Source organism: Ochrobactrum sp. BTU1 (assembly GCA_018798825.1).
GTDB lineage: Bacteria > Pseudomonadota > Alphaproteobacteria > Rhizobiales > Rhizobiaceae > Brucella.
In genome coordinates, this window is sequence record CP076356.1 from 625,219 (window position 1) to 651,646 (window position 26,428).

Genomic DNA, 26,428 nt, shown 5'->3' on the forward strand with positions numbered 1-26,428 from the left:
CCTCTATCGAGATTTTTCATTAGCACCTTTACCTTCAAGGGGGAGCGTGTAGCGATAGCTTTGCAGCGGCATCGCCAGTGAAACGCCGCTCTCCCTGCATCGTCGGTAGAGACTATCAATCAATTCATTTCTCGCCGGGATCCTGTGCGAGGGATCTGCAACACGGAACTGCAACTCAAGCTCAATTGCTGCGGCATCTATAGACTTGAGGGCAACAATGGCCGGGGCTTGCCGGACGATGCTTGCGCAGGGTTCAAAGACTGACCGCATGACCCCCTCGACGAAACCCGGTTCGTGACTGGAAGAGATCCGGACAGTCAGAGAGATCAGGTGTGTCTCATCCGGCCGAGTGAGATTTGTCAAACCGACCTTTGCCAAAACGCTGTTGGGCAGAACTACGATATTGTGCGCACCAGTCAGCAATTGGGTCGACCGCCAATTGTTTTCAACCACGCGCCCCTCCGTGCCATCGGCGAGCTGAATCCAGTCGCCAATCACAAACGGCCTTCCAAGTGTCAAGGCAATGCCGGAAAAGACATCGCTAAGCGTATTCTGCAATGCAAGGCCGAAGACAACGGCAACAACGCCAGACGTGGCGACGAGTGCACCAATCGGCGCGCCGAACACGAATGCGAGGATCGACAGCGAAATGCCAATATAAACCACCGCAACCATTAGATCCTGCAGCAGCCGCGCCTGTGTCGGCCGGCGGTCGAGCACAATGATCCGAACGACTCCGATTAGCGACCAGGCAAGGTGAATCCACCAGAGAACACGAGCAGAAGCGGCGAGCAGCGCAGGGACATTATTAGTATATGTCTCCGCCACTCGATAAGGCAGCACTCCGCCAAAACGCAGCACCGCCGTCATGGCCAAGAAGAAGAGTATCTGGAAAATCAGCCTTGCTTTGGGTCGATTCCGACGTTGGAGGTGCCATACGACGATCCCGGCAATGCCGAGTAGATTGATCGAAAGCAGCGGCAAAAAAGCGGGATCGTCAAGCATGACCAATTCTCCGGGGCAAGGAAGGGAAAGAACAGAGCGCTCTTCAATACGCCCGGTCTGGATGGCTTAATTCTTGATCGGGAAGGTCAGCTCTTTTTGATCGGTGTCGACGACAAAGACCGCAAGAAGTTTCGCCTTTTCACTCATGCTGGCATTCGCACTGACAGCATGACGGTCGCCCGGCATTTCGGAGAAATTCTCTCCCGCTTTGTAGACCTTCACCGGGCCGTCGTTCACCTGGCTCTGGATTGAGCCTTCCAGTACCGTGGCGTAAATGAAAGCACTGTCGGGATGGGTGTGGGCATCGGAAAACCCGCCAGGGTCGTATTCGACCAGAACTCCCTTGATGCTCTTGCCTGGAACGTTCGGAAGTTCATGCTCGTATACCACGGTTACCTTGGCGGCCTTGCCGCCGGAGCTGTCGTGTGCCGCCACTGATGCAATCATCATGGCCAAGATGGCGGTCGCTGCAAAAAATGATCTGAACATGTCGAAGAATCCTGTTTGTAAAGGACACATGTGTCGCCAAATGCGACACAAGGGATGCGATTTACTTGCGCGATGACGTTGGGAACCACTGCTCAAACGTGATCCGACCCAGACGGGGATTGTTGTCTGAAACGAGCGAGCCATCGTCGAGCCGCGCGCCGAAGTAGCGAGCCTCTGTGTCCGGCACGACTATGCGCGCGTCCCCAATGGCAACGAGGTACCGTGCAACAAGGTCGGTCAATTTCGACCGCTCCGGCCCGGCGATCTCGATTGTGCCGTTCGCGGGTAAAGAAAGGGCGATGTCGGTCATGACATCGGCTACATCGTCGGAGGCGATCGGCTGGACATATGCCGGCGAAAGGCGGACCGTGTCGCCAACAGTGCCAGACTGCGCGATACCGCTGAGGAACTCCATGAACTGCGTTGAATGCACGATCGTATAGGGCATGCCCGATGCCTTGATCAGGGTTTCCTGAACAAGTTTGGCGCGGAAGTACCCGCTTTCTTGCAGTTTTTCCGTCCCGACAACCGACAGCGCGATGTGGTGTTTTACCCCCGCCCTCTTCTCTGCAGCCAGGAGATTATTGCCAGATCTCTCGAAGAAATCCAGGACTGCCTTGTCCTCGAAGGATGGCGAATTTGCGAGGTCGATAACCACCTCGGCACCAACGAGCGCTTCCGCAAGCCCCTCTCCCGTGATCGTGTTGATACCCGTGTTGGGAGACGCGGCAATCACTTCGTGACCGCGGCTCCGCAGACGCTCAACTGTTTTTGAACCAATAAGGCCGGTCCCGCCAATAATGACAATTTTCATATGACTTCTCTATTCGCGGACGCCGCAACGCCGCGCTGTCTGGTTGATCCGTCCAAGTGAGAACTTAGTTCAAGCCGGCCTTGTCGAGGCCGTAGGCTTTGTCGGCCGAACCCGGCACTGCTTTAAAAGCAATGCTGGCACGGTTCCATGCGTTGATCGTCATGATTGAGAAGGTCAATTCGGAAATCTCCTTCTCCGAAAGCTGGCCGCGGACCCGCTCGTAGAGTTCGTCAGGAATACCGCCTTCAGGCAGTCTTGTGACGGCCTCTGTCCAGGCAAGAGCCGCGCGCTCGCGGGGAATGAACAGGTTAGATTCGCGCCAAATTGCGACGTGGTATAGGCGCAGTTCACTCTCACCATGTATCTTGGCTTCCTTCACATGCATGTCCAGACAAAAGGCGCAGCCATTGATCTGCGACGCCCTGATATGGACAAGGTCATGAATTGCCTGTTCGATCACACCACCGTTCAATGCAGTGGAGAGATCCATCAACTTCTTGAAGAGTTCGGGTGATTGCTGTGCGTAGTTCAAACGCTGTGTCATTGCTGCCTCCGTTATTAAGGATATCTGGTATCCTTATGGACTACAAATATCCTTAATTGCTGGACAGGCAAGCGTTTCCAGCATATCCTCAAGACATAAGACTTATGTCGAAAAGTATGGGGATGCGGAATGGACATCGTATCGGCACTAAAAACGTTCCTGCGGGTCGCCGAGACGGGCTCGTTTTCAGCAGCTGCTATCGACCTTGGCTTGACCCAGCCGGCGGTGTCACGACAGGTCTCCGCGCTTGAAGCACATTTGAACACGCGGCTTCTTCATCGCACGACGAACGCTCTTGCCCTTACTGTTGAAGGTGAGCAGTTGATCCCACGGGCTTTGCAAGTCCTGGAGGCTGTGGATGTCATTGGCGCGACGGGTTCAGTCGAGGGTGGTCAGGCGTCCGGAAAAGTCAGGTTAAGCTTGCCGGCAGCGCTTGGTCTCTTCGTGTGTGACCGGCTCCACACGCTCCTTCAAAATCACCCGGGCCTGACAATCGAGTTGATCTTTTGCGAGGAGCCTTCTGATCTGATTGGTGAGGCAATCGATCTTGAAGTTCGCATTGGCCTCGTTGGCGACAGCAGTCTGATGGGCCGGCGCATTGGTTGGACCACCGCGGCTCTTGTCGCAGCCCCATCTTACCTTGCGGCTCACGAGCCACCCCAAACTCCCGAGCAAGTAACCGATCACAACTGTCTATTCTATAAACGTGCGGGCAACGGGAGATCCTGGTCGTTTTCAAATGGCGCTGACGAGGTTTTGGTTCACATCGCCCCGCGCATGATCGCCAACAGCGCCTTGGCTGTTCATCGCGCGGTGCTGGCCGGCGGAGGGCTGGCTGTGCTCTCCCATATAATGATTGAAGCTGACGTGACGGCAGGCCGTCTGTCGAAACTCATGCCGGATTTTCCGCCGACGCGCCTCCCCATAAGCGTCGTTTATCCATCTCGTCGCAATATCCCGCAGCGCGTCAGGGCCGTGCTCGATTTCCTCATCGCCGTGGTTGGCGATGACCCCATGATGGCGTCATGAAACTGAGCCCTGGTAGCAAATTATGAAGGACCCGAACCTTGAAGCGCCAAGACACTCCAGCCTCCTCTTCTCATTGTGATCCGGCTCGGATCCGCCGTCACCTCAGTCTCGTTCCGTTTAAGGGCGCAATTGGGTCGACCAGCGGTCTGACACTTTAGGGTGCGCAGGCAAAGCATTCAGTCGTTGGCTCCCGCGTCCCGCAGCATGAGCCGCCATGAACGCGTTGATCGACTTAGCATATTCGATGCTCCTTTAAATTGCTCCGCCCATATGGGTCAGTGGGCTTGTGCAATGTCGAAAAATGCGAAAGTCATTATTGGCCGACTGGCCGACAAAGGGCCTTTGAACGAAGCATCCTTTCGGTTGTCACAGAACTGCGATACACTGCCCAAGCTGGATATGTCTAATCGGAAAGAACCCTGTCATGACCGATAAGCCAAGCCTCGATCGTCGCGATTTCCTGATCGCAACCACCCTCGCGACTATCGGTGGCGCTGCGGCATCCGTAGGTCTTTCTTCCGATCAAGCAGTCGCACAAACCGCTACGACCGAACTGCCGGGCGGAACAATCTACACCGGCGATCAAATCCAAGGAAAGAAAGTCGTCAGCGCACTCAACGTGAACGATCTGGCGGCGGGCCAGAAGCACCTTTTGTATTTTCAGGGCGTCGAGACGCCCACCGGGCAGCACTGGTATGTGTCGGTGATCGTCGCGAAAGGGGCTAAGGCGGGCAAGCGCGTCGTCCTGACAAGCGGGGTGCATGGCGATGAGATGAGTTCGATACACACGGTCCAGACCGTGATGAACCAGCTCGATCCCGCGCAGATGTCCGGCACGGTGATGGCAGTGACAAATATATCCCGCCCGGCCTTGGAAGGCATGCAACGCCGCTGGCCAAACCAAGGTCGAGGTATAGATCTGATCGACATGAACCGGGAATGGCCTGGGAACGAGAACGGTCTGACAGCACCGACCCGCCATGCCGGGATGCTGTTCAACCGGCTGCTGCGGCCGAATGCAGACCTCGCGATTGATTTCCATACCGGGACGACTGGGCTAGAGGTCGCCGCATTCAACATCGGCGATACGGCAAGGCCCGAGGTCAAGGAGTTGCTGGATCTCTATCCCGTCACTCAGATCCTCGACATGCCGAAACAGGCCTACCCCACCGTCTTGCATAACGCATTCCTGGACGTTGGAATCCCTGCATTTTGTCCGGAGATCGGTGCTGCGCGCGTGCTGGACCCCGAGATGATCGCGCTGTTCGTCGAAGGCACGATGAACGTTCTCAAACACCACGGCATCCTTACGGGAGCGATGGGACGTACTGGCAAAGACGTAACCGTCTTCGTCGGCAATGGTGGGTTTCCGGTGCTAGCCACTGCGGGTGGAATCGTCGAGCATCTGGTTAAGCTCAACGATAAAGTTGAAGCCGGACAAAGGGTGGCCATTCAGCGCAACAGCTTTGGCGAAGTGGTCGCAGAATATTCAAGTGGGGTAGCCGGAGAGGTAATGGCTCAGCGCAGCGATGTGATGTCGGAACCCGGAAACATGCTGGCCATCATCCTATTCAAAAATCCGATGCCTGTCACAGGTGTGGAAACCTATCCTGAGTAAGCTATCTGCGCGAGCGCTGTTTCACGGGCCTGGATAAAGTGCCGGGTACTCTGCCTAAAGTGTGCAAGTTTGGAGGCCTATTACTTTGGGAAATCTGTCGGCCTATGCAATTAGTGTCCTGATGTTTGCAGGGTTCGCGAATTCTGCGTCTGGTGCGTCAGTAGGTGCTGGCAACCCCTATCCGGCCAGCATGTACACGTGCGAGGACGGAACGCATCTGGTAGTACGCCTTCTGGGTGATGGCGCTTCGGTATCCGTCAACGGCGCGACCGCGTTGGTCTTGCCCTCACTGGGGCCAGATGGAACGACCTATTCTAATGGCCGACAAACGCTGACAATCGTGCAGGGACGCCTATCGTGGGCCGTTGGCCGAGCCATGCCGTCCAAATGCACCGGCGGTTGAGCGTCTCAGGCGGTCAATAACGGCCAATACCCTACCGGTGTCGGGCCGTGCGAGGGGATGAGGTGCCTTGCTGGATCTAAGCTCCGGGACCTCACACAGAACCACACCCACCTGGCGCAGCGTTTAAAGATGGCGCGCGAACTGCGTGCGGCTCGCAAAAAATCGAGCATCTTGTTCGCTTTCGCGTGGCTAGTCCCTACCCTTGCGCGCTTGGCATTGAGGAAGTAAGTTTTGCTCTTGCTTTCTCCCTCAACGATCGTTGACTCAAGATGCCCGCCTAGCAACACAGCGCACGGTTTTCTCTTGGCACCTATCGACCCTGACCAAAGCCAGATCAAAGGGATAATTACCAACTATGAAATCTACCCTTTACATCATCACTGGTGCTATGGCCGCTGGCAAATCCACCGTAGCGAAATCCCTTGTACAGCACTTTGAAAAATCGGCTCATGTTAGCGGAGACGCGTTTCTAAGGATGATTGCTAAGGGTGGCGCCGTGATGGGCCCGGTGCTCGACCCCGAAGCACTGGCCCAGCTTCACCTGAGACAGGATATAGCTATAGACGCTGTTCGTCGGTTCGTCGCAGCTGGCTTTGCAACGGTTTACCAAGACATTCTGATAGGCGAAGACTTTCTTCGCGTCACAAGCGCTCTTGGTGATCTTGAGCCTCGAATTGTTGTGCTTGACCCGACTGTGTCCACCTTGGCAGAGCGAGATGCTGCGCGGCATAAGACAGGGTACAGCGAGCACTTCCCCCCAAGTGTGCTCGCAAACGCCCTGCGATCAGAAACGCCTCGTCAGGGGTTGTGGCTCGATACATCAAGCATGTCTGTGGACGATGTCATTGAGGCTATTCTTCGCCACTGGTAAAATAATGAACCTTTGAGCCAGAAGTTGACTAACCGCTACGCGCCCAGATTTGAGCACTAACGTTCAGTCGTCTCAGAGGAGGTGGGGACGGCCACTCCACCCACTGTGGACATCGGAACGAAACAAATATCTATCATATGGGCACTCCAAAGCGCGCTCATTGCAAACAGGAAGAGAAATGAAGATACGGCCAGCGACTGCCAATGATTATCTGGCTCTTTGTGCCATTGATTCAGTTGCCGAGGCGAGCTTTGAACGCAGAGCTCAAATTGGTATCTGGTTGGAATCTGCACGCTGCTATGTTGCGCAAATAGATGGCCAGGTCGCAGCCTACGGTGTGCTCACGAACCATTTTTTTGGGTATTCGTTTATTGAGATGGTGATGGTTAGCCAAAAGTTTCGTCTGCAAGGACTAGGCGCCGCGATCACCGAGCACCTCCGATCCGTTGCCTCAGGCTCGAAAATTTTCAGCTCCACCAATAAGTCGAATATCCCGATGCAAACTTTGTTTGCAAAAATGGGATTCACGCAGAGCGGGCAGATCGACAATCTCGATCATGATGATCCCGAGATCGTTTTCTATTGCCCTCTCACGCGACCGCGAGATGATTGACTTGCTCAAGAGATGAGCAAGCCCATCATGCAGTTGCTAGCAGGCTTTCGCAGGTAGCTTTTAAATGATGACTTTGGATCTCCCCTTTTTTAGGCAGATCTACCGAATTCTCACCGGACTTTCGCTTCTGGGTTTCAACACTGCCCCGATAACCAGTATGAAGGCGCACTATCACGAGGCAGCTGCCACCCCATGGGTTCTAGGAGAATTTTTCTGCTCTTATCCGCATTGCGTGCTCAAGTTCGAGTGAAATACGCGCATTCTTGTCGAAACACACAGACGTTGTCTCATTGGTGGCGCGCAGTTCTCCATCGAGAGAACCAGCCATGATTTGGCGAAACGTGATTGATGAGCGCCCAATTTTCAACACCTGTGAGCGGATCGTTAGCAGGTCCCCAGCTGGCACCTCCCTTTTATAATCGGTTGTCGAGCGCACATCCGCCCATCCGAAACTCTCATCCGGGATTTTCTCAGCTATTTGGCCCAAGAGCTGAAAGCTCGCGTCATCAAACATGCCAGCGTAATGGCGGACATTCATATGTCCCATGACGTCACACATCCACGGATGTACCACGCCAATAAAAGTCACAAGACCGCTCATCGTGCCACCGATTGATAGCCGCGTAAGAAAGCGGTGAGGTTATCACCCAGCGCATCGCATAGATAACCGCCTTCCTGCACGATAACGGTTGGCAAATGAAGTTTCGCGATTACTTCCGCAATGCGCTCAAAACCGCCGGTGGTAACAGACAATCCACCGAACGGATCACCTTCGAATGGATCAAGCCCGAGCGCCACCACCAGCGCATCTGGCGCGAAAGCTTCGATGCGGCGGAGAGCCGTATCAAGTGACGCAAGGAACTCGACATCGCCGGACTTGCGTGGCAAAGGCAGATTGAGGTTACAGCCGAGGCCTGCACCTTCACCGCGTTCATCAGCATGCCCCCAGAAAAATGGATAGAAGCGCAGTGGATCGGCGTGGATGGAGACGGTCAGTACATCAGAACGAGCATAGAAAATGCCTTGTGTTCCGTTGCCGTGATGCAGATCGACATCAAGGACCGCTACGCGCTGAGCCTTCGAGCGCAGGCGCTGGGCTGCGACGGCCGAATTATTGACGAAACAAAAACCACCTGCAACATCGACAAAGGCATGATGTCCCGGTGGGCGGCAGAGTGCATAGGCCGCAACCTCGCCTGCAAGCACAGCGTCGGCGGCGTCGACCGCGCTCCATGCACTCCAGCACACGCTTTCCCATGTGTGTTCAGCTATCGGGCAGGCTGTGTCGGCCATATGATAGCCAACCTGCCCCACGGCAGAAGCGGGATAACGGCCGTCACGTGCTAGCGGATGAATGTTCGGGATGACCTCTTCCGAAGCCTCCTCAATGCGTCGCCAGCGCGGATAGATATGCTGCAGAAACTCCAGATATTCGGGCGTATGCACGGCAGCAATCGGGCCAAGACCGTGATTTTGCGGACGCATAATCTCACACGCGGCAGCTTTTGCGCCGGCGAGCAGGCGTTCAACGCGCTCCGGCTGCTCGGGATTTGGCTTTGATGCGCCGCTCGAAAGAAAGGCTTTGGGGTCGTGCCGCTTTTGCTCAACAGCGTAAAAGGCTTTCATAATTGCTCCCTATTATGCATCGTTACCCGCCAGACGGGCAAAATCCTCGCCATAAGCGCCATGATCGAGGTCGGCTTCGATCCAAGCGATTCCCAGCCGTTGGTAAAAGCGTTGCGCGGCGACATTCTCCCGATCCACCGCCAGCCGAAGATACACGCCGCCGCGTGTCGTCGACCACGAGGCAACGTGGCGAAGCAAAACTTCACCTACCCCCCGACCACGAAACTCTTCATCGACATAGAGGTCCTGCACAAAGACACCGGGCTTTCCGAGCCATGTCGAGAAAATTGGGAAGAACAGCGCCAGCCCCGCAAATACCTCGTCCGCCTCGGCGATTAGGCTCGTAAAAGCCGCATTGGGACCAAAGCCGTGGCGACGAAAGTCTTCTACCGTACTGGAGACTTTGCTTGCAGCACCAAGCTCCTCAGCCATGACCCGGATCGTCTTGTGGATCTGTTCGGCATCTGCAGGTTCCGCCAGCCTGATGACAAACCCTGTTTTTTTGTCCAACGCAGTTTTTGGCATCAGAAGGCCACCCTGTCTCCACCTTTCAAGCCCAGATAATCGCGCGCCTCATCGGGCGTTGCAACCTCCAGCGACAACCCATCAAGAATGCTGCGGATACGCCGCACCTGATCGGCATTGCTCCTGGCTAGCTTGCCCCGTCCATCATAGAGGCTGTCTTCCAGACCTACACGAACATTGCCGCCCATGGCTGCCGCCATTGTAATCATCGGTATTTGGTGCCGACCTGCCGCCAGAACTGAAAATGAATAATCGTCACCGAACAGTTTGTCGGCGATCCGCTTCATATGCATAAGGTTATCCGGGTCTGCACCGATGCCGCCCAGAATTCCGAACACGAACTGGATGAACAAGTGACCGGTAACCAATCCACGGTCGCGAAAATGCGCCAATGAGTAAAGATGTCCGACATCGTAACATTCAAACTCAAAACGCGTGCCACAGCCCTGACCGAGACTTGTCAGAATACCTTCCATATCCGCGAAGGTGTTCTTGAAGATCGAGTTTCGGGTAGCCTCCAGCAGTTCCGGTTCCCACGCGTACTTCCACTCGCGTGGCTTATCGAGGGCTGGAAACAGCGCGAAATTCATTGAGCCCATATTAAGTGAACACATTTCCGGTTGGGCCTTAAGCGGCGCAGCCAACCGATCATCCAGCGTCATCAATGATGAACCGCCTGTGGAAATATTCACCACCGCCGCCGTCGATTGCTTGATGCGCGGTAGGAACTGCATGAACAGATCCGGATTGGCGGACGGCCTGCCGTCGAGAGGATCGCGAGCATGAAGATGCAGGATAGATGCGCCGGCTTCCGCCGCCGCAATGGCTTCGCTGGCGATCTCCTCTGGCGTGACCGGTAGGTGCGGCGACATGGTTGGAGTGTGCACGGAGCCTGTCACTGCGCAGGTGATGATCACCTTGCGCTGTGTTTTCTTTTTATCTGTCATGGTCAGGTTTCCTTATGCGTTCACGGGAAGCTTGAGCTCCCGCGCCAAAGCCTCCAGCGTATCGCCGAGAATGGCCGTTATTTCTCCGACCTGTTCTCGACTTACGACCATCGGCGGACAGACGAGGAAATGATCACCCTCGACGCCACCCCGCGTGCGGCGAGAATATACAATCAAGCCTCGTTCATAGGCGAGATCGACCATGCGCTGATGGGCATTCAGATCCTTCGGCAGCGGCCGCATGGTATCGGGGTCAGACACGAATTCGGCGGCAAGCAGCAACCCCTTGCCGCGCACGTCGCCGATGAAAGGAAAGCGCTTTTTAAGCCCTTCCAGCTCACCTTTTAGAGCTTCGCCCATGCGGGCGGCATTGCCGACCAGATCAAGACGATCAATTTCTTCAAGTACCGCCTTGCCCGCAGAACAAGCCAGAGGATTACCGGCATAGGTGAAGCCGTGCAGGAAGCCACCGGCATCCAGAACAGGCTGCACGATGCGCCCGGGCGCCGCCATCGCGCCAAGCGGGCAATAGCCGGAGGCAAAGCCCTTTGAAAGCGCGATGAGGTCGGGTTTGCAGTTCCAGTGATCACCGCCCAGAAACTTACCGGTGCGTCCGGCACCGCTCATTACCTCATCATGGATGAGCAAGATGCCATAGCGATCACAGATTTCACGTATACGCGGATAATAACTGTCGGGCGCGACCAGTGCGCCCGTTGACGCACCACCGATCGGCTCCATGATGAAAGCCAGCACGCTTTCAGCACCCTCTTGCTGAATTTTCTCCTCCAGCATGTCAGCATATTTCTGGCCACGCTGTTCCATCGAGAGATTGTCGCGGTCGAGATAAGCGGTCGGCGCCGGAACTTTCGGCATCTCGCGCATGATGGGGGCGAAAGGCTCGCTCAAAGCTGCATAGCCGGTGACAGCCAACGCACCAAGTGTACCGCCATGATAGGAGGGAAAACGCGAGATCACTTTCCAGCGCTTGGACTGTCCGGTCGCAACCGCCCATTGGCGGGCGAGTTTGATGCACGATTCCACCGCTTCCGATCCACCAGAAACGAAGAAAATCTTGTCCAACCCCTCCGGCATTCGCTCTGCCGCCATGCGCGCCAGATCTTCGGCCGGTTCGTTTTCGAAGTGGAGGCGATAAGCGAAGGTAACGCGATCCATCTGTGCTTTCATGGCATCGAGTACATTGCGATTGCCGTGGCCGATATTGACCACCATCGCACCGCTTGACCCGTCGATGACACGACGTCCGTCCTGATCCCAGATGTAGATGCCATCGGCTCGATCCACCAGGGGCCTGCGCAGGCGCGACTGGTAGAAAAGATGCGATGCCGGACGTTCGTTTTGTGCTTTTGTGTTGAGCATTGCTTTACTCTGTCAGCGCTTGAGATATCGGTTTAGAACATTGGCGGTTACACGCTCGATCATGCGATCGCCGCGTTTTAGTGCCGCAACCCATTCGCAGCTTCCGGCGTGAAAAACCTCGCCCTTGCCGCGCGGGAAATTGACAATCATGCCGCAGCCGCGCTTTATCCGTTCCACGGCCGCCTCGTCATTGTCGCCAATCAGCGTGTCGGCCACGAATTTGGCATCAGCATCGGAGAGGAACTGATCGTCAGCGGGAATATCCGCGCTCTCTTCCTTGAGAGACGACATGCCGAGCGCAAGAATCTGCAAGCCGTCAGGCGCGCCGCTGCCCTCCTCCGGTTCTGGCAATCCTCCGCGGATCACATAGTCGAGACCGTCAACTTCGTAGCCGAAAGCGTGACCATCGGCACCTAAGAGATCGCCGTAATAGATGCCAGTACCAGTAAAGGCCCAATGTTCGGGGCGATAGACCGGAAAGCCGCGCACGCCGCGCGGGGCGCAACCACCCCAGCCGACATAAAGACCGCGTAACGCATTGAGACCAAACGTCTCTGCTGCGGGCCGTCCGGTTTCCGCGGCTTCCCAGCAACCGCTAGTGCGACGCGGATCTGCAGAGCGATAGACCGGGTCTTCAGCGCGGGCACGATACTTATAGCAGGTCTGGCGCTTACCATCGTCCTCGAGCCGGGTCTGCCACATGAAATTGCCCGCAAAACGCGCCGCATGACCGCCGCCATCGACATACTGATCGACAGCGTCTCGCATCTCCCATGTCCAATATTCGTCATGGCCGACAAAGACGATGCAGTCATAACCGTTGAGGATTTCTGGGGAGAAATGCAGATCGTGCTGGCTTGCAAGATCAACCGCATAGCCTTCCCGTTCAGCCCACCGGAAGAACAGGCTATCATAGCTTGCCCAACCGGAAGACGCATATTTCTTGGAATAGCCATTGGCAAAAGCCCATTCCATATGCGGATAGCGTGGGGGCGCTGCGGGCGGCGTCACAAAATCAAGCGGCACACGGGGCGCGTCAGCCGGCAACAACACAAAGCCGCGGCAGAACGGACGCTCGATGCTTACCGTCGTCGCATATTGATCGGCATGCGGTCCGGTAATGCCCTGATAATGGTTGGAGCCGCCCCAGGTATTATAGGCCGTCCACGTGCCAGTCGCGGCAACCTGGAGGATACGACCAGGTTTGCGGCCCGCCGCAGGGCGCAGGATGAACAAGTGGTAGCATTGAATCCGCTGACCGTTATTGCCTTCGGCATTCAACGTGATCCGGTACGCGCCAGAAGGCCAGTTCTCATCCGTCTTAAACGAAAATGTAGTCTCCCACCCGCAGCCAACGACTGAAGATTGGGCTGGTGTTTCCTGCCATTTACAATCGATCCCGCGTCTGGAAAAAACTGGCGTTTCAATCGCCCCATCCCGAACGATATCAATATCGAAACGCGCGGCAGTCGCGCTCACCTGCAGATGCACCGTTGCGCCCGGCAGATAAGAATAGGCGTCGGTGTAACACCAGATTTCACCTTGCGCCCCATCCATGCCGGGATATTCATAATAATGGCCAAGCACCGCTTCACGCCTTTGCGCAGGCGTCAGCCCGAAATCGGGAAACTCAGTGACGTTTCTAACGTTCATGTCATGACCTCACGCGGCTAGATATTTCTTGAGGAAGGCGCGGGTACGCTCCTCTACAGGATTGCGCAGGATCTGATCCGGCGGCCCCTCTTCCACCACCACGCCGCCATCCATGAAAAGGATGCGGTCGGCGACTTCGGCAGCAAATCGCATCTCGTGCGTGACGATCAACATCGTCATATGTTCAGCGGCAAGTTGCTTCATCACCGCATTGACCTCGTCCACAAGCTCTGGATCGAGCGCTGAAGTCGCCTCGTCGAACAGCATCACTTTCGGCTGCATGGCGAGCGCACGTGCAATGGCCACACGCTGTTTCTGACCACCTGAAAGACGCGAAGGGTAAACGTCGATCTTGTCGGCGAGCCCAACCTTTTTCAGAAGCTCCAGGGCCAGCGTGCGTGCAACATCTTTTGTCATACCCTTGAGTTTGACGGGGCCGAGCGTGATGTTTTCGAGCACAGTGAGATGCGGAAACAAGTTGAAGTGCTGGAATACCATACCCATCTGCTGGCGCACGGCATTGATGTGTTTCTCGAATGCCTGTCCGGCGAGAGGTTGATTGACCTGCTCCCCATCGAGCCAGACTTCACCACCATTCAGCGTTTCCAGATGATTAATCGAGCGCAGAAGCGTACTCTTACCTGAGCCGCTAGGCCCAATAATAGCGATGATCTGGCCACGCGCCACCGACAGGTTGATACCTTTTAGCACTTCCAGCTCGCCATAGGCTTTGCAAGCGCCCTTCACTTCGACCATTGGCCTTACGGGGTTGGGGGTGCTCATCGCGTTACCTCCACTTTTCTTTCAATCCGCCGCAAGCCGGCTTCCAGAACCAGATTAGCCAAATAATAAATGGCGGCGATGGTTATATAAAATTCGAACGGGCTGAAGGTTTCGCTGATGGCCAGTTGCGCGCTGTGCACCAGTTCGGCAATGCCGATGATTGAAACCAGCGATGTATCCTTCAGAAGAACGATCATATTGTTGCCGATGGGTGGTATCGTATTGCGCACGGCCTGCGGGATGACGATGTAGCGCAAGGCCTGTCCATGACTGAAGCCGATAGACCGCGCTCCCTCCATCTGACCCGGATCGACCGCGACAATACCCGCGCGAATGATATCGGCATTGTAAACGGCAAAGTGCAAACTAAGGCCGATAATGCCCGCGCCAAGAGCTGGAATATCGATACCGATTTGAACTAGTCCGAAATAGATAAGGAAGAGCTGCAGCAGAAGCGGAGTGCCCATGAACAGCCACATAAAGAACCGCACCGGCCATGCGAGGATCGCTGGCGCATAAAGCACAACCAGAGCAAATACGATGCCGAGCACGAAGCTCAGGAAAGCCGAAGCAACCGTCAGAACAAGCGTCCACCACAGTCCGGTCAACAGCAGTTCCGTATAGGGGGCGACGATGCTGAAATCGAGAGCTTGCATTTAGTCCTCACTTCGCCGCGAAGCGCGCGTCGAGAAGATCCACCCCTCGCGCCACGATATAGATGATGATCATGTAGAGAACGGCTGCAACGCCGAAAATCTCAAATGGCTTGTAAGTCGAACCGATGAAGCGCTGCGCGGTATAAGTCAGTTCAACCACCGAAATGGTGGAAACCAGCGCCGACCCCTTCAGGAGCGCTATCGTATTAACGCCGAGAGGGCGGATCATCACTCGAGCCGCCTGAGGCAGCACGACGAACCGCATGGTCTGGCCGCGCCCAAAGCCAATGGAACGGGCCGCTTCCGTCTGGCCACGATCGACGCTTTGAATTGCACCACGGATAGATTCAGACATATATGCGCCGATATTCAAGCCCAGTCCGATGACGCCAGCGGCGAAGGGTTCAAGATTGATGCCGATCTGCGGACCGCCGAAATAGAGAATGAAGAGCTGGACAAGACAGGGCGTGCCGCGAAAGATGCTTACATAGGCTGCCGCGAGCCATCGCAGGATGACCGATCGAGACAGGCGCCCATTAACGAGTACAACCGCGACGCCAAGACCCAGCACCAAGGCTAGAGCAGAAATTTGCACAGTCACCCATGCCGCCTCCAGAAAAAACGGGAGGACGCGCTGCATCAACGCAAAATCCATCGGAAAACTCCGGTCTATCGGTTCTCAACCGGCCCGGACATAAGCCGGGCCGTGATGACATATCAGCGAATATCGCTGCCAACCCATTGCATCGAGATTTTCTCGTAAGTACCGTCGGCCATGATCTCGTCGAGAGCCTTCTGCATTGCAGCCTTCAACTCCGGATTGTTCTTGCGAATGGCGATGCCGATGGCAACGCTGCCGCCTTCAATATCCGGCGTGTCAAGCCTGCGGACCTTCTGGCCGGTTTCCTTGATCGCAACCATGACCGGGATGTTATCGACAACGATGGCATCGACACGGCCTGCATTGAGTTCAAGCATCAGCTCTGGCAAACCTTTGTAGGTGCGGATGCTCCAGCCGCCCTGTTCGCGTGCCCATTTTTCATGGGTTTCACCGAGCGTGACGCCCAAAGTTTTGCCTTTGAGGTCGTCGAGCTTTTGAAAGGCAGTCTCTTCCTTCACGAAAACCGCGCGGCCCGCGTGATAATATGGTCCGACGAAGTCCACGGCCTTCTCGCGCTCCGGCGTAATCGTCATGGAGCCAACCACCGTGTCGAACTTGCCCGCCCGAAGACCAGCAACAATACCATCCCAAGCGGTGGTGATAAGCTGCGGCTTGAGTTGCATGCGCTCGGCAATAGCCGAACCTATGGAGGCATCGAAGCCCACGACTTCGTTCTTCTCATTGACAAAATTGAACGGCGGATACTGACCGCTCATCGCAATCTTTAGCTCGCCAGCTGCCTTGATCTTCTCAAGATCGTCCGCATGTGCAGGTGCAACCGCCAAGAGTGCGGTGGTGGCGATCGCTGCAGCGGCAATGAAACCTGTGATTCTGTTAAACATGCTGTTCCCGACTTCCTTTTGTTTTTTTCAGAGGCTTTTTGTTGCCTTCCCCTATTCATGATTGCTTTTCTGGATACATTTCGCAAATAGATAATGGGAATAGATTGCATAGATTTCATGAATGGAAGATATCATGTCGCTACATCGCCCTGAGCGTCTCGTCTGGGATCTGGATTGGAACCTTCTGCGCAGTTTCGTGGTGATTGCCGAAGTCAAAAGCATCACCCGCGCAGCAGAACGCCTCAACCTCAAACAACCAAGCGTAAGCAACGCGTTGCGTCGATTGGAAGAGCGTATCGGCCAGCGGTTAGTGGAGCGCGATGCTACTAGGTTTGAACTGACGGAAGTCGGCAAACTGCTTTACGAACAGAGCATCGAGGTATTCGGTGCTATCTCGCAACTGCCGCAATTGGTGCGCGGTGTCGGTGACAATGTGACCGGCCATGTTACTATTTCTGTAGCCAGCCACATCGTATCCCCTCTCTTCGACCAGGCGCTCGCGCTGTTTCATGAACACCATCCCAACGCGACACTGACGATCACCGTATCCGCCAGCACCGAAGTCGCTCGCCTTGTACGAGAAAAACGCGCCTCTTTTGGCCTTGGCCTTGTAAGCAATCGCGATCCTGCGCTTGATTACACCATGGCCTATCGGGAGTTCTTTGGCTTTTTCTGTGGACCGCGGCACCGGATGTTCGGCCAGTCCGGTCTGACCCTTGCCGATCTGAAAGGAGAACCATCGGTTTCATTTCAGACCGACCATATTGCTGACGCGCTGCGACCCGTAGCCCTATTGCGCAGTGAAGCCCGACTTTCTCCGGATGTGGTCGGCACTTCGTCGAGCCTCGAGGAGGTCCGCCGGATGATCATCACCGGACTTGGCATCGGGCCGCTTCCAGTGCATGTGGTGCGACGCGAGATTGATGACGGCCTTCTTTGGCGTCTGCCCCCTTACGATAACCCTCCGGCAATTGATGTTTTCCTGATCCACAACCCTGAGGCCAATCTCAACAAGGCCGAAAACGCCATGCTTGCTGGGCTGAAATCTATCATCGCTTCAACGCCGCTTGACGAACGCATTTACAACGATTGAAGGATTGCCTCATCGCATTCCACACATTCACGGCTGCGCGAGCAGCGTTTCATGATAGGCCCAGAACTCATCTATGAAACGCTGAGCCAGACTGTTGTCAGGGCCGTTACTGCGGCGAATGACCAAAAACCCCGCATCGACAAAGCTTGTAAATGGCCTGATCACTACGCCACGCCCGCGAAAATCCGTTGCTGAGGATGGGTCGATGATTGTTATGCCGACACCTTCGGCCACAAGTGTCAGAGCTGTGTGTGACAGGCGCGTCTCAATGGTAGCGGAGCGTGGAATTCGAGCAAGGGCAACTTCTACTCGCATCGCAAACAACGAACCCGGTTCGAGCGTAATCATGCGTTCATCAGCGAGATCATCCGGTGAAACCTCTGGATAGTCGGCCAGTCGATGCTCCAGAGGGACGGCCACAACAGCCGGTATCGCGCGGGTCTCAATTATAAAACCGGGCCGGTCGAGCGGGCCGTCGGCAAAACCAATATCCGCCTGACCTGATGCGACGGCCTCCACGACTAAAGCGGAGGGAATGCCGTTGAGAGAGGCGTGGATGTTAGGGCGATCTTTAAGAAAACGGGCGAGGAAGCGCGGCATGATCCCATTTGCAAGTGCAGGCATGGCGGCAATCCGCAGCATGCCAGCATTCTGGCGGCGGATCTCATCAGCAAAACTCCTGATGCGATTGAGCCCGACATAGGCCCGCTCGACTTCCTGCAATAATGTCATTGCTGCTTGCGTGGGAATCAACTGGTTTCCGCGACGGTTGAATAGTTTGAGTTTCGTGTCGATCTCAAAATCGCGGATCAAGCGACTTACCGCAGGCTGAGTGATCGACATCAACTCCGCTGCGGCGGTCATTTTTCCGGTTAGCATGACAGTTCGGAACGCTTCTACCTGACGCAGGTTCATGTTTCACCATAATATTTGGTTATGCTCTGGGCTTTATTTCGAATTTGACTGTATTGAGCCCCGCTGTCAAACCACTCCCATAAACGGACCGGCGCTACAAAAGTACCGGGCATAAAAAGGGAACAATGCAGATGAGTGCGATCAGCGCATATCTGGATTTAATGGGATTTGCCGAAGACGGCTGGGGCTACGATATGCTTCGCGCTACGGGCATGACACTTGCAGTAGCCTTTTGCGGCTTCGCAGCAGGCACGGTATTCGGTACCATTGCAGCCGCCGCTTCATTCTCATCGCAACGTATTCTCAGAATGGCAGCTGACGGTTACTCTACTGTGCTTCGTGGCATCCCTGATCTTCTGGTCATTTACCTGTTCTATTTCGGTAGCAGCGCCGTATTAAGCCAGGTCGGAGCCTTGTTTGGTGGGCAAGGTTTCGTCAGCGCGCCAATTTTCATCACCGGGGCACTGGCCATCGGTGTGGTATCGGGCGCCTATCAGGCGGAAGTCTATCGAGGGGCTGTGCTGGCACTTCCAAAAGGCGAGATCGAGGCTGCCAAAGCCTATGGTATGCCAACGCGTCTGCTGTTTCGTCGCATCATGGTACCGCAGGCAGCACGCTTCGCCATTCCTGGCATTGGCAATGTCTGGCAGCTCGTTTTGAAGGAATCCGCGCTGATTTCAGTGGTAGGATTGGTGGAACTGATGCGTCAGGCACAGATCGGCGCGGGATCGACGCGCAAGCCGTTCACATTTTTTCTGACCGCCGGACTTCTTTATCTCGTCATCACATTCGCATCAGGCCTTCTGTTCAAGAAAGCAGAAAGGCACGCCATGCGCGGCATCCGGAGGGCGGTATGAGCTTCATCGACCTTCCGTTCATGTTCGACAGTTTCCTACAGCTTTGTCGTGGCATCCCGCTGACGCTTCAACTGATGGGGCTATCGGTTATCAGCGGCGCGGTCCTGGCTCTCATACTGGCCGCAATGCGTCTGTCGGGCAATCTGGTACTCGACCTCATTGCGAGGGGCTACATCTTTGTGCTGCGCGGCACCCCCCTGCTCGTCCAACTCTACATAATCTACTACGGTCTCAGCCAATTTCCCGAACTGCGCAAGAGCTTTCTCTGGCCGTTTTTGCGGGAACCTTATTGGTGCGCGGTGTTGGCTCTGGCGCTCAATACTGCAGCCTATAGTGCCGAAATCATTCGCGGTGGCGTTTTGTCGGTTGCAACCGGTCAGATCGAAGCTGCTCGCGCTTATGGCATGAGTGGGTTCACCCTCGTCCGTCGTATTCTGGCCCCGCAGGCCCTGCGCCAGATGCTGCCCGCCTATTCGAATGAAATCATCTTGATGGTGAAATCCACCGCCTTGGCATCGACGATTACTATGATGGAAGTAACAGGTCTGGCGGCCAAGCTGATCTCGGCCACCTATCGTCCTGTCGAAGTCTTCATCTCTGCAGGTGCGATCTATCTCCTGTTGAATTTTGTGGTCACCAGAATCTTCAAACTGTTGGAATACCGCCTGTCAGCGCACCAGCGTCAGCCTGCGGTCGTGCATGCTTCCTTAGGAAACTCATAATGCAAACTGTAAAAACGCCTGCAGTCGAGATCAAAAAACTCGAGAAATTCTACGGGGCGCACAAGGTTCTGCACTCCGTCTCGTTGCAGGCACACCAAGGGGATGTCATCTCCATTCTGGGAGCATCTGGCTCAGGCAAGTCCACATTGTTGCGCTGCATCAACATGCTGGAGGTGCCGGATGCAGGTAGCGTCGCTATTCACGGCGAGACATATAAGCTCGACCAACAGCCGGGTCGCGCACCGCATCTCAGTGATGCGAAACAGGTTCAGCGGTTACGCGGTCAGGCGACGATGGTGTTTCAATCGTTCAATCTGTGGTCCCATCTGACTATCCTGGAAAATCTGATCGAAGCACCTGTCTTTGTGCAAAAGCGAAACAGGTCCGAATGCATTGCGGAAGCTGAAGCACTGCTGGAGCGTGTTGGCATCGCCGAAAAGCGTAACTTCTATCCGGCTCATCTTTCCGGCGGCCAGCAACAACGCGCGGCGATTGCCCGCGCGTTAGCGATGCGTCCGAAGATCATGCTGTTCGACGAACCTACCTCCGCGCTAGACCCGGAGCTGGTAGCTGAGGTGCTCAAAGTCATGCGTGATCTGGCTGCAGAGGGCCGCACAATGCTGGTTGTAACCCATGAAATGGGCTTCGCCCGCGATGTATCCAGCCGTGTCGTCTTTCTGCGTCAGGGCGTGATTGAAGAAGAAGGCACGCCCGAAGAAGTTTTTGGCAACCCCAAAAGCGAACGGTTGCGGCAATTCATTTCCAAACAAAACAATTGAACCGATCAATCGGTTTTCTAACAGAGGTGAACAGATGAAACTGAAATTCGTCCTTTCTTTCCTTGGTGGTCTCGCCATAGCAACAGCCGCGCACGCAGAAGATGTCGTGCGCATCGCAACCGAAGGTGCTTATGCACCATGGAATTTTTCTGGACCGAATGGTGTTCTGGATGGCTTCGAGATTGATCTCGCCAATGACCTTTGCGCGCGCATAAAAGCGAAATGCGAAATCACCGCCCAAAACTGGGACGGCATCATTCCGTCGCTTACCGCCGGCAAGTATGACGCCATCATGGCAGGCATGAGCATCACGCCCAAGCGTGAGGAAGTGATCGCGTTTTCGTCTCCTTATGCAGCTGCCATCAACTCCTTCACAGTCATGGAAGACAGCGACCTTGCCGATCTGCCGGAAAGCGGCAAGCCACTCAATGTCGATGCTGATGCAGCCAAACCAGTACTCGAAGAAATCAGCAAGAAAATCAACGGCAAGACCGTAGGCGTTCAGGGGTCGACGACCGCTTCCGCCTTCATGGAGCAGTATTTCAAGGATGGCGCGGATGTACGTGAGTACAAGACCGCGGAGGAACACAATTTCGACCTGACCAGCGGTCGTGTGGATGCGGTTGTTGCCAATGCGACAGTTCTTGCTGCAGCGCTCGAAAAGGATGACATGAAGGGCGCAAAGCTGGCTGGGCCGCTGTTTTCCGGCAAAGTCTTCGGCATGATCGGCATCGGTTTACGCAAGAAAGATACGGAGCTGAAGGAGCGCTTCGATACTGCTATCCAGGCAGCGATTGCTGACGGTACGGTGAAAAAGCTGTCCGAAAAGTGGTTCAAGGTGGACGTTAGCCCGCAAAACTAAGCCGAAGCAATCAGGCCTGACAATTGTCAGGCCCGCCTCTCCCACACTGTGACAACAGATTGAAACTAAGAATGCGCAGATTGCCGGATCAGAACATCGTCATTATCGGAGCGGGACTGGTGGGCTCTGCCATCGCCTGGGGTCTCGCCCGGTCCGGGCTGCGCCCGATGCTTCTCGATGGAGAGGACTTGTCCGTGCGCGCATCGAGGGCCAATTTCGCGCTCATCTGGGTACAGGGTAAGGGCTTAGGTGCACCACACTATGCCCGTTGGACAATGCAATCTGCACGCCGTTGGTCGACTTTTGCAGATGAGTTACACGATGTCACGGGTCTGGATGTAGCGCTCAGACAGACGGGAGCCTTTACCTTCTGCCTCAACGAGCGTGAACTAGAAATGTTTTCTGCAGACGTCGAAAACGTTGCGCACGAGCTAGGCAACGACGCTCCCGAACACGTCGTGCTTGACCATCAGCAAACAGCGGGAATGCTACCATTGATCGGCCGGGACGTGCTTGGTTCGATCTATTCACCAATGGACGGCGACGTGAATTCGCTTCGCCTTTTTCGCGCATTACATACCGGCATGATGAAACTTGGCGCTTGCTACAAACCGCATTGTGAAGTTTCGTCCATCACCCCAAAGAATGGCGGCTTTCTTCTGAGTGGCAAATGGGGTGAGGTCTTTGCCGAGCGTATCATTCTGGCTGCAGGTAACGGCAATGCTGAACTTGCCAAATCTGTAGGTCTGGATGCTCCCGTTGTGCGCAGCAAAGGTCAAATCCTAGTAACGGAGAAATGCGCGCCCTTCTTCCCCTTTACAGCGGCAACGCTGCGGCAAGCTGACGAAGGCGGCGTCATGATCGGCGACAGCCAAGAAAGCCATACCGACCAAATCACCACCAATCAGGATATTAGTGCGGTTCTGGCTAACAGAGCAGTTCGGACATTCCCCCATCTCGCCCAGGTCAATGTTATTCGCAGTTGGGCTGGGTTTCGGGTGAAAACACCAGACGGCTTGCCAATTTACGAACAATCCGAAACTCACCCTGGCGCTTACGTCGTGATGTGTCATTCCGGCGTTACACTTGCGGCAAACCACGCCCTGATCGTGGCGCAGGAAATTGCCGTCGGCGCTAAACAACTTGCTGGCGATGCGTTCAATGGCCGGAGGTTTCATGTCTGCTAGAATCTTCCAAAAAACTGAAACACCTGAGGAAACTGTGACGATCACATTTGATGCGCATACCTTGACGGTGCCTGCCAATGTTACTGTCGCCGCGGCACTGCTCGGAGAGGGTATCAACCGGCTCCGAAACAGCGTCGTTGGTGATAAGCCACGCGCACCCTATTGCCTTATGGGTATCTGTTTTGAATGCCTGGTCACCATTGATGGTGTTCAGAACCGTCAAGCCTGCATGATGCCTGTAGCCAATGGAATGGTCATTACTTCCCAATCGGGCGCCCGTCGGGTGGGATCGTGACGGCAATGCTCAAGCGAATTTCCGACATTCATGCGGTCAACGCGTTCTACGATCTCGCCATTATCGGCGCTGGACCAGCAGGCATGTCCGCAGCCGCGGAGGCGAGCGCCGCTGGGGCGAGCGTTGTTATGTTCGACGAGAACCCTGCCGCCGGTGGCCAGATTTACCGTGGCATCGAACAAAATACCAGTGCTCGAAGGCCATTTCTCGGCGACGACTACTGGCGCGGCAAAGACCTACTCAATGCATTTCTCACAAGCAACGCAACCTATGTGCCGCAAGCTTTTGTTTGGAGCGTCGAACCGCGGGATAGCGACAAAAGCAACAGTGTCGAACTTCGCGTATCAGTAAGCGGCAAAAGCGGTATTACTTTCGCGCGCCGTGTGATTTTCGCGACCGGCGCCATGGAGCGCCCCATGCCGGTCAAGGGCTGGACATTGCCAGGTGTGATGACGGTCGGCGCCGCGCAAATTGCACTAAAAGCTTCCGGTCTCCTGCCGTGCGGGCGTGTGGTTCTGGCGGGAACAGGCCCCCTGCTCTACATGTTTGCCGCACAGTTGTTGAAGGCAGGCGGCAAGGTTGCTGCTCTGCTTGATACAACGCCCGTTGGAAATTACGCCAAAGCCGCGCCCAACCTGCTTTCATTCCTTCGCTCGCCCTATGCTATCAAGGGGCTTTCCCTCCTTTTCAAGGTGCGCAAGTCGATACCCGTATATTCGGGTATCACCGATATCGTCGTTGAAGGCGAAGGCGAAGCAGAAGCCGTCTGCTTTTCGGCAAAAGGCAAGACACATAGACTGGCTGTAGATAGCATCTTCCTGCATCAAGGTGTGATCCCCAATAATAGCCTCGCCAACGCTTCCGGCTGCGCACTCGTTTGGAACGATGACCAGAAGTGCTTTCAGCCCAAGGTTGATGAGAGCGGGCGTTCGTCTGTTCCAGCGATTTATATCGCTGGTGACGGGAGCGGTATTGGCGGAGCATTGGTTGCCGAACAGAGCGGGCGCATCGCTGCGCTCGCGGCCTGTCAGGATATCTTTCCGGCAATGGCGGCGGTGTTGACGAAGAAGATTGAAGAGGCGCGGGCGCAAAAGCTGCTCTTCGAACGCGGCCGCGCCTTTATCGATGCACTTTATCTGCCTGCCCAAACGTTTCGCGCACCATCGGATCGTGACACGATTATCTGCCGTTGTGAGGAAGTGAACGCGGGCGCAATCCGCGACGCAGCCGCCAGCGATATTGCTGGTCCCAACCAGCTTAAAACCATGTTTCGTTGCGGCATGGGTCCTTGTCAGGGCCGCTTGTGCAGTTCAACCGTCACAGAAATCCTGGCGGAGGTGCAAAACCGCCCCCCCCAAGCAGTCGGTTTCTATCGCCTGCGTGCTCCGGTTAAACCGTTGGCGCTCAGCGAAATCGCAGCATTACCTCAAAACCCCGATGCCGTCTTCGCCGTTACCGGCGAGCCCGCAGAAAATTCCCACACAATCTTAAAGGATTAAACTATGGCAAAACGTTTCATTCAGACACCTATCATGCATCGCGTCGTCGAACACAATGGCATTGTCTATGTCGGTGGAACCACCTGTGATGATGAAAGTCTCAATATGGCTGGTCAGACCCAGGAAATCCTGGCCAAAATCGACAGCTATCTCGCCCAGGCAGGCACCGACAAGACCAAGCTGCTGGCAGCTACTATTTTTGTAACGGATCTCAGCATGAAGCCAGAAATGGACAAAGTCTGGAAAGAGTGGATCGATCCTTCGCTGCTACCAACCCGCGCAACAGTTGGCGTCGCAGATCTGGGCGGCGACACGCTGATTGAGATCGTCGTTTCGGCGTATAAATAACTAATACTGAAAAGGCCGCGTTGAATTTCTGAGAAAAGAAGCCGCTGACTGCCAGATGGTCAGCGGCTTTTCATATCTCGGTCATTGCCGTTGATTTTCTGTAGATCCAATTGTCGTTGCCTGCACGCTTAAACGTTGCCGCAATCGCTCACTGCATGTCACAGCTTTCCTGGCCTCTTGCAGCTCTATTTGCTCAACGCAGCGCTTTATGGTTTGGGTCTAATTGCGCGCTCCAATCCGCGCACAAGCCGGACATTTTCTTCATTGAGAATGTCAAATCGCAAAAACCCGCTTGCTCACGTGCAACCATTAATTTTGCGGGGTGCTCAGATGATGAAATGGTCTGAAATATAAGCAAGAATTGGATGGTTCCAAATTCGGAACAGAATGATACTCAAAGCAAATTCTTTCAAATCACAATCCGTCGCTTATTCCCGACAAACCCGAGAAGCCACGTCATGAAAAAACTGTTCTGTGTGTCACTGGTCGGCATGTTCTGTTTGTCTGCACCCGTTGGAGCACTTGCTGAGGGCTTGGGGCTGGCCGAACGTCGTGCCATTGCGGCTTATGCGACAGATGTCTGGCCGAAATACCAACTAGAAATTCAGGATCTTGCCGGTTTTCCGGTTACCATCAATCTAGATACCCAAAGTCTGGCACTACCCGGACTTGCAGATTCATACGCAAGTGACGATTACTTGCGTAAACCGATCATTGACCCGATACTCCAAGCGATTGGAACAATCACTGCAACACAGATCGGCAGAGCCGCTCTCAAAGACGGCCTGAAATCCATCGTCATCCGCTATGATGAGGCAAGCGCACCTTCAAGCAACTATAGTGATGGTGTAACGATGGAAGATGGCATTTTGAATATAAACTGGAAACCTTATACCAATGTCGATGATGTTGAGCCTCGCGCACTTGCAATATTAAGTGTAATCGAACCCGCATTATAAATCTATGCCACGTACAGGTGACCTGAAGTGAACCTCAAAATCAGATCTTTGGCCCTTCCCACATTATCAGCTCTGTTGCTCTCCTCTGTTACAACCCTGGCTCAGAACAATGAGCACCCAGCCTATCTGGAAAGGCTCAATGATCAGGGCATTGTTGCATATTGTAGTGATCTTGGGTTTCTCGAGCCCGATTCCGAGAAATTCTTCCGTGTCGGCACTGAAGCGATTTTTGGTGAGGTGGAGAGTTCGGCTGAGGCTGACCTGCATGAAAAAAAGGGGCGCGATGGGATCTCTTATTTGCAAGGTGATGAACAATCCCTCGAAGACCTCGCCGCGGCCAATGAAGTCGATGTGAAGGAGGTTTGCGAGCAGTACAAATCGCAGGTAATGCTTGGCCGTATGATGGCTAAAAACAAATCCAGCCAATAGTTCTTCCTGTCTGCGGAATGCAAA

The 26,428-nt window shown here is 54.9% G+C and carries 31 protein-coding genes; 16 read left to right on the top strand and 15 right to left on the bottom strand.

Annotation, left to right across the window (positions count from 1 at the left end):
- Positions 1–3: 3 nt before the first annotated feature.
- The 4 genes from KMS41_21930 to KMS41_21945 form a co-directional block, all read right to left on the bottom strand.
- Positions 4–1,005, bottom strand: coding sequence for a mechanosensitive ion channel family protein (locus KMS41_21930; protein QWK80413.1), 1,002 nt, complete (start codon positions 1,003–1,005; stop codon positions 4–6).
- A gap of 66 nt (positions 1,006–1,071) precedes the next feature.
- Positions 1,072–1,494, bottom strand: coding sequence for a cupin domain-containing protein (locus KMS41_21935; GenBank protein ID QWK80414.1), 423 nt, complete (start codon positions 1,492–1,494; stop codon positions 1,072–1,074).
- 61 nt (positions 1,495–1,555) lie between these two features.
- Positions 1,556–2,308 (bottom strand): SDR family oxidoreductase, encoded by a 753-nt coding sequence (locus KMS41_21940; GenBank protein ID QWK80415.1) that lies wholly within the window; start codon positions 2,306–2,308, stop codon positions 1,556–1,558.
- Positions 2,309–2,372: 64 nt separating this feature from the next.
- On the bottom strand, positions 2,373–2,852 hold the full coding sequence (locus KMS41_21945) for a carboxymuconolactone decarboxylase family protein (GenBank protein QWK80416.1): 480 nt from the start codon (positions 2,850–2,852) through the stop codon (positions 2,373–2,375).
- A gap of 129 nt (positions 2,853–2,981) precedes the next feature.
- Between KMS41_21945 and KMS41_21950 the strand changes: the two genes are divergently transcribed.
- From KMS41_21950 to KMS41_21970, 5 genes are all read left to right on the top strand, one after another.
- Positions 2,982–3,881 carry a LysR family transcriptional regulator gene (locus tag KMS41_21950; protein QWK80417.1) on the top strand — a complete coding sequence of 300 codons (900 nt, stop codon included), beginning with the start codon at positions 2,982–2,984 and terminating at the stop codon, positions 3,879–3,881.
- A gap of 424 nt (positions 3,882–4,305) precedes the next feature.
- Positions 4,306–5,499 carry a succinylglutamate desuccinylase/aspartoacylase family protein gene (locus KMS41_21955; protein ID QWK80418.1) on the top strand — a complete coding sequence of 398 codons (1,194 nt, stop codon included), beginning with the start codon at positions 4,306–4,308 and terminating at the stop codon, positions 5,497–5,499.
- A gap of 85 nt (positions 5,500–5,584) precedes the next feature.
- Complete coding sequence (locus KMS41_21960) at positions 5,585–5,902, top strand: hypothetical protein (protein ID QWK80419.1); 318 nt, start codon at positions 5,585–5,587, stop codon at positions 5,900–5,902.
- Between the two features lie 355 nt (positions 5,903–6,257).
- Positions 6,258–6,773, top strand: coding sequence for an AAA family ATPase (locus KMS41_21965; protein QWK80420.1), 516 nt, complete (start codon positions 6,258–6,260; stop codon positions 6,771–6,773).
- 178 nt (positions 6,774–6,951) lie between these two features.
- Entirely contained in the window at positions 6,952–7,386 is a 435-nt protein-coding gene (locus KMS41_21970; protein ID QWK80421.1) for a GNAT family N-acetyltransferase, read from the top strand.
- A 199-nt stretch (positions 7,387–7,585) separates the two neighbouring features.
- On the opposite strand, the gene KMS41_21975 is transcribed toward KMS41_21970, so the two are convergent.
- The 10 genes from KMS41_21975 to KMS41_22020 all read right to left on the bottom strand — a co-directional run bounded on the left by KMS41_21975 (position 7,586) and on the right by KMS41_22020 (position 16,459).
- Complete coding sequence (locus KMS41_21975; GenBank protein QWK80422.1) at positions 7,586–7,987, bottom strand: acyl-CoA thioesterase; 402 nt, start codon at positions 7,985–7,987, stop codon at positions 7,586–7,588.
- Complete coding sequence (locus KMS41_21980) at positions 7,984–9,012, bottom strand: histone deacetylase family protein (protein QWK80423.1); 1,029 nt, start codon at positions 9,010–9,012, stop codon at positions 7,984–7,986. Before KMS41_21980 ends, KMS41_21975 begins: the two co-directional genes overlap by 4 nt.
- Positions 9,013–9,024: 12 nt before the next feature.
- Positions 9,025–9,537, bottom strand: coding sequence for a GNAT family N-acetyltransferase (locus tag KMS41_21985; GenBank protein QWK80424.1), 513 nt, complete (start codon positions 9,535–9,537; stop codon positions 9,025–9,027).
- Positions 9,537–10,484 carry a 3-keto-5-aminohexanoate cleavage protein gene (locus KMS41_21990; protein QWK80425.1) on the bottom strand — a complete coding sequence of 316 codons (948 nt, stop codon included), beginning with the start codon at positions 10,482–10,484 and terminating at the stop codon, positions 9,537–9,539. The genes KMS41_21985 and KMS41_21990 overlap by 1 nt, the downstream gene beginning before the upstream one ends.
- A gap of 12 nt (positions 10,485–10,496) precedes the next feature.
- A complete protein-coding gene (locus KMS41_21995; GenBank protein ID QWK80426.1) occupies positions 10,497–11,864 on the bottom strand; it encodes an aspartate aminotransferase family protein in 1,368 nt (455 codons plus the stop codon).
- Positions 11,865–11,876: 12 nt separating this feature from the next.
- Entirely contained in the window at positions 11,877–13,517 is a 1,641-nt protein-coding gene (locus KMS41_22000) for a ThuA domain-containing protein (protein ID QWK80427.1), read from the bottom strand.
- A 9-nt stretch (positions 13,518–13,526) separates the two neighbouring features.
- Positions 13,527–14,273, bottom strand: a complete 747-nt coding sequence (locus tag KMS41_22005; protein QWK81165.1) for an amino acid ABC transporter ATP-binding protein — start codon at positions 14,271–14,273, stop codon at positions 13,527–13,529.
- 23 nt (positions 14,274–14,296) lie between these two features.
- Entirely contained in the window at positions 14,297–14,956 is a 660-nt protein-coding gene (locus KMS41_22010; protein QWK80428.1) for an amino acid ABC transporter permease, read from the bottom strand.
- 7 nt (positions 14,957–14,963) lie between these two features.
- On the bottom strand, positions 14,964–15,611 hold the full coding sequence (locus KMS41_22015) for an amino acid ABC transporter permease (GenBank protein ID QWK80429.1): 648 nt from the start codon (positions 15,609–15,611) through the stop codon (positions 14,964–14,966).
- Between the two features lie 62 nt (positions 15,612–15,673).
- Positions 15,674–16,459, bottom strand: coding sequence for an ABC transporter substrate-binding protein (locus tag KMS41_22020; GenBank protein QWK80430.1), 786 nt, complete (start codon positions 16,457–16,459; stop codon positions 15,674–15,676).
- A gap of 133 nt (positions 16,460–16,592) precedes the next feature.
- On the opposite strand from KMS41_22020, the gene KMS41_22025 reads away from it, so the two are divergent.
- Positions 16,593–17,552: a LysR family transcriptional regulator gene (locus tag KMS41_22025; protein QWK80431.1), complete on the top strand. Its 960-nt coding sequence runs from the start codon at positions 16,593–16,595 to the stop codon at positions 17,550–17,552.
- A gap of 27 nt (positions 17,553–17,579) precedes the next feature.
- Here KMS41_22025 and KMS41_22030 read toward each other — a convergent pair whose 3' ends face one another.
- On the bottom strand, positions 17,580–18,467 hold the full coding sequence (locus KMS41_22030; GenBank protein ID QWK80432.1) for a LysR family transcriptional regulator: 888 nt from the start codon (positions 18,465–18,467) through the stop codon (positions 17,580–17,582).
- Positions 18,468–18,598: 131 nt separating this feature from the next.
- Between KMS41_22030 and KMS41_22035 the strand changes: the two genes are divergently transcribed.
- From KMS41_22035 to KMS41_22080, 10 genes are all read left to right on the top strand, one after another.
- Positions 18,599–19,324 (top strand): ABC transporter permease subunit, encoded by a 726-nt coding sequence (locus tag KMS41_22035; protein ID QWK80433.1) that lies wholly within the window; start codon positions 18,599–18,601, stop codon positions 19,322–19,324.
- 5 nt (positions 19,325–19,329) lie between these two features.
- On the top strand, positions 19,330–20,046 hold the full coding sequence (locus KMS41_22040; GenBank protein QWK81166.1) for an ABC transporter permease: 717 nt from the start codon (positions 19,330–19,332) through the stop codon (positions 20,044–20,046).
- Positions 20,046–20,825, top strand: coding sequence for an ATP-binding cassette domain-containing protein (locus KMS41_22045; protein ID QWK80434.1), 780 nt, complete (start codon positions 20,046–20,048; stop codon positions 20,823–20,825). Before KMS41_22040 ends, KMS41_22045 begins: the two co-directional genes overlap by 1 nt.
- A 34-nt stretch (positions 20,826–20,859) precedes the next feature.
- Positions 20,860–21,687: a lysine/arginine/ornithine ABC transporter substrate-binding protein gene (locus KMS41_22050; protein ID QWK80435.1), complete on the top strand. Its 828-nt coding sequence runs from the start codon at positions 20,860–20,862 to the stop codon at positions 21,685–21,687.
- Between the two features lie 71 nt (positions 21,688–21,758).
- A complete protein-coding gene (locus KMS41_22055) occupies positions 21,759–22,874 on the top strand; it encodes an FAD-binding oxidoreductase (GenBank protein QWK80436.1) in 1,116 nt (371 codons plus the stop codon).
- Positions 22,864–23,169 carry a (2Fe-2S)-binding protein gene (locus KMS41_22060; protein QWK80437.1) on the top strand — a complete coding sequence of 102 codons (306 nt, stop codon included), beginning with the start codon at positions 22,864–22,866 and terminating at the stop codon, positions 23,167–23,169. Before KMS41_22055 ends, KMS41_22060 begins: the two co-directional genes overlap by 11 nt.
- 5 nt (positions 23,170–23,174) lie before the next feature.
- Complete coding sequence (locus KMS41_22065; protein ID QWK81167.1) at positions 23,175–24,668, top strand: NAD(P)/FAD-dependent oxidoreductase; 1,494 nt, start codon at positions 23,175–23,177, stop codon at positions 24,666–24,668.
- A gap of 3 nt (positions 24,669–24,671) precedes the next feature.
- Positions 24,672–25,016 (top strand): RidA family protein, encoded by a 345-nt coding sequence (locus KMS41_22070; GenBank protein ID QWK80438.1) that lies wholly within the window; start codon positions 24,672–24,674, stop codon positions 25,014–25,016.
- A 476-nt stretch (positions 25,017–25,492) separates the two neighbouring features.
- Entirely contained in the window at positions 25,493–25,975 is a 483-nt protein-coding gene (locus KMS41_22075) for a hypothetical protein (GenBank protein ID QWK81168.1), read from the top strand.
- A 126-nt stretch (positions 25,976–26,101) separates the two neighbouring features.
- Positions 26,102–26,404 carry a hypothetical protein gene (locus KMS41_22080; GenBank protein ID QWK81169.1) on the top strand — a complete coding sequence of 101 codons (303 nt, stop codon included), beginning with the start codon at positions 26,102–26,104 and terminating at the stop codon, positions 26,402–26,404.
- Positions 26,405–26,428 lie beyond the last annotated feature (24 nt).

Excerpts from the sequence above, each read along its gene's own strand:
- KMS41_21930 (QWK80413.1), bottom strand. The coding sequence starts at position 1,005 with ATGCTTGACGATCCCGCTTTTTTGCCGCTGCTTTCGATCAATCTACTC.
- KMS41_21935 (QWK80414.1), bottom strand. The coding sequence starts at position 1,494 with ATGTTCAGATCATTTTTTGCAGCGACCGCCATCTTGGCCATGATGATT.
- KMS41_21940 (QWK80415.1), bottom strand. The coding sequence starts at position 2,308 with ATGAAAATTGTCATTATTGGCGGGACCGGCCTTATTGGTTCAAAAACA.
- KMS41_21945 (QWK80416.1), bottom strand. The coding sequence starts at position 2,852 with ATGACACAGCGTTTGAACTACGCACAGCAATCACCCGAACTCTTCAAG.
- KMS41_21950 (QWK80417.1), top strand. The coding sequence starts at position 2,982 with ATGGACATCGTATCGGCACTAAAAACGTTCCTGCGGGTCGCCGAGACG.
- KMS41_21955 (QWK80418.1), top strand. The coding sequence starts at position 4,306 with ATGACCGATAAGCCAAGCCTCGATCGTCGCGATTTCCTGATCGCAACC.
- KMS41_21965 (QWK80420.1), top strand. The coding sequence starts at position 6,258 with ATGAAATCTACCCTTTACATCATCACTGGTGCTATGGCCGCTGGCAAA.
- KMS41_21970 (QWK80421.1), top strand. The coding sequence starts at position 6,952 with ATGAAGATACGGCCAGCGACTGCCAATGATTATCTGGCTCTTTGTGCC.
- KMS41_21975 (QWK80422.1), bottom strand. The coding sequence starts at position 7,987 with ATGAGCGGTCTTGTGACTTTTATTGGCGTGGTACATCCGTGGATGTGT.
- KMS41_21980 (QWK80423.1), bottom strand. The coding sequence starts at position 9,012 with ATGAAAGCCTTTTACGCTGTTGAGCAAAAGCGGCACGACCCCAAAGCC.
- KMS41_21985 (QWK80424.1), bottom strand. The coding sequence starts at position 9,537 with ATGCCAAAAACTGCGTTGGACAAAAAAACAGGGTTTGTCATCAGGCTG.
- KMS41_21990 (QWK80425.1), bottom strand. The coding sequence starts at position 10,484 with ATGACAGATAAAAAGAAAACACAGCGCAAGGTGATCATCACCTGCGCA.
- KMS41_21995 (QWK80426.1), bottom strand. The coding sequence starts at position 11,864 with ATGCTCAACACAAAAGCACAAAACGAACGTCCGGCATCGCATCTTTTC.
- KMS41_22000 (QWK80427.1), bottom strand. The coding sequence starts at position 13,517 with ATGAACGTTAGAAACGTCACTGAGTTTCCCGATTTCGGGCTGACGCCT.
- KMS41_22005 (QWK81165.1), bottom strand. The coding sequence starts at position 14,273 with ATGGTCGAAGTGAAGGGCGCTTGCAAAGCCTATGGCGAGCTGGAAGTG.
- KMS41_22010 (QWK80428.1), bottom strand. The coding sequence starts at position 14,956 with ATGCAAGCTCTCGATTTCAGCATCGTCGCCCCCTATACGGAACTGCTG.
- KMS41_22015 (QWK80429.1), bottom strand. The coding sequence starts at position 15,611 with ATGGATTTTGCGTTGATGCAGCGCGTCCTCCCGTTTTTTCTGGAGGCG.
- KMS41_22020 (QWK80430.1), bottom strand. The coding sequence starts at position 16,459 with ATGTTTAACAGAATCACAGGTTTCATTGCCGCTGCAGCGATCGCCACC.
- KMS41_22025 (QWK80431.1), top strand. The coding sequence starts at position 16,593 with ATGTCGCTACATCGCCCTGAGCGTCTCGTCTGGGATCTGGATTGGAAC.
- KMS41_22030 (QWK80432.1), bottom strand. The coding sequence starts at position 18,467 with ATGAACCTGCGTCAGGTAGAAGCGTTCCGAACTGTCATGCTAACCGGA.
- KMS41_22035 (QWK80433.1), top strand. The coding sequence starts at position 18,599 with ATGAGTGCGATCAGCGCATATCTGGATTTAATGGGATTTGCCGAAGAC.
- KMS41_22045 (QWK80434.1), top strand. The coding sequence starts at position 20,046 with ATGCAAACTGTAAAAACGCCTGCAGTCGAGATCAAAAAACTCGAGAAA.
- KMS41_22050 (QWK80435.1), top strand. The coding sequence starts at position 20,860 with ATGAAACTGAAATTCGTCCTTTCTTTCCTTGGTGGTCTCGCCATAGCA.
- KMS41_22055 (QWK80436.1), top strand. The coding sequence starts at position 21,759 with ATGCGCAGATTGCCGGATCAGAACATCGTCATTATCGGAGCGGGACTG.
- KMS41_22060 (QWK80437.1), top strand. The coding sequence starts at position 22,864 with ATGTCTGCTAGAATCTTCCAAAAAACTGAAACACCTGAGGAAACTGTG.
- KMS41_22065 (QWK81167.1), top strand. The coding sequence starts at position 23,175 with ATGCTCAAGCGAATTTCCGACATTCATGCGGTCAACGCGTTCTACGAT.
- KMS41_22070 (QWK80438.1), top strand. The coding sequence starts at position 24,672 with ATGGCAAAACGTTTCATTCAGACACCTATCATGCATCGCGTCGTCGAA.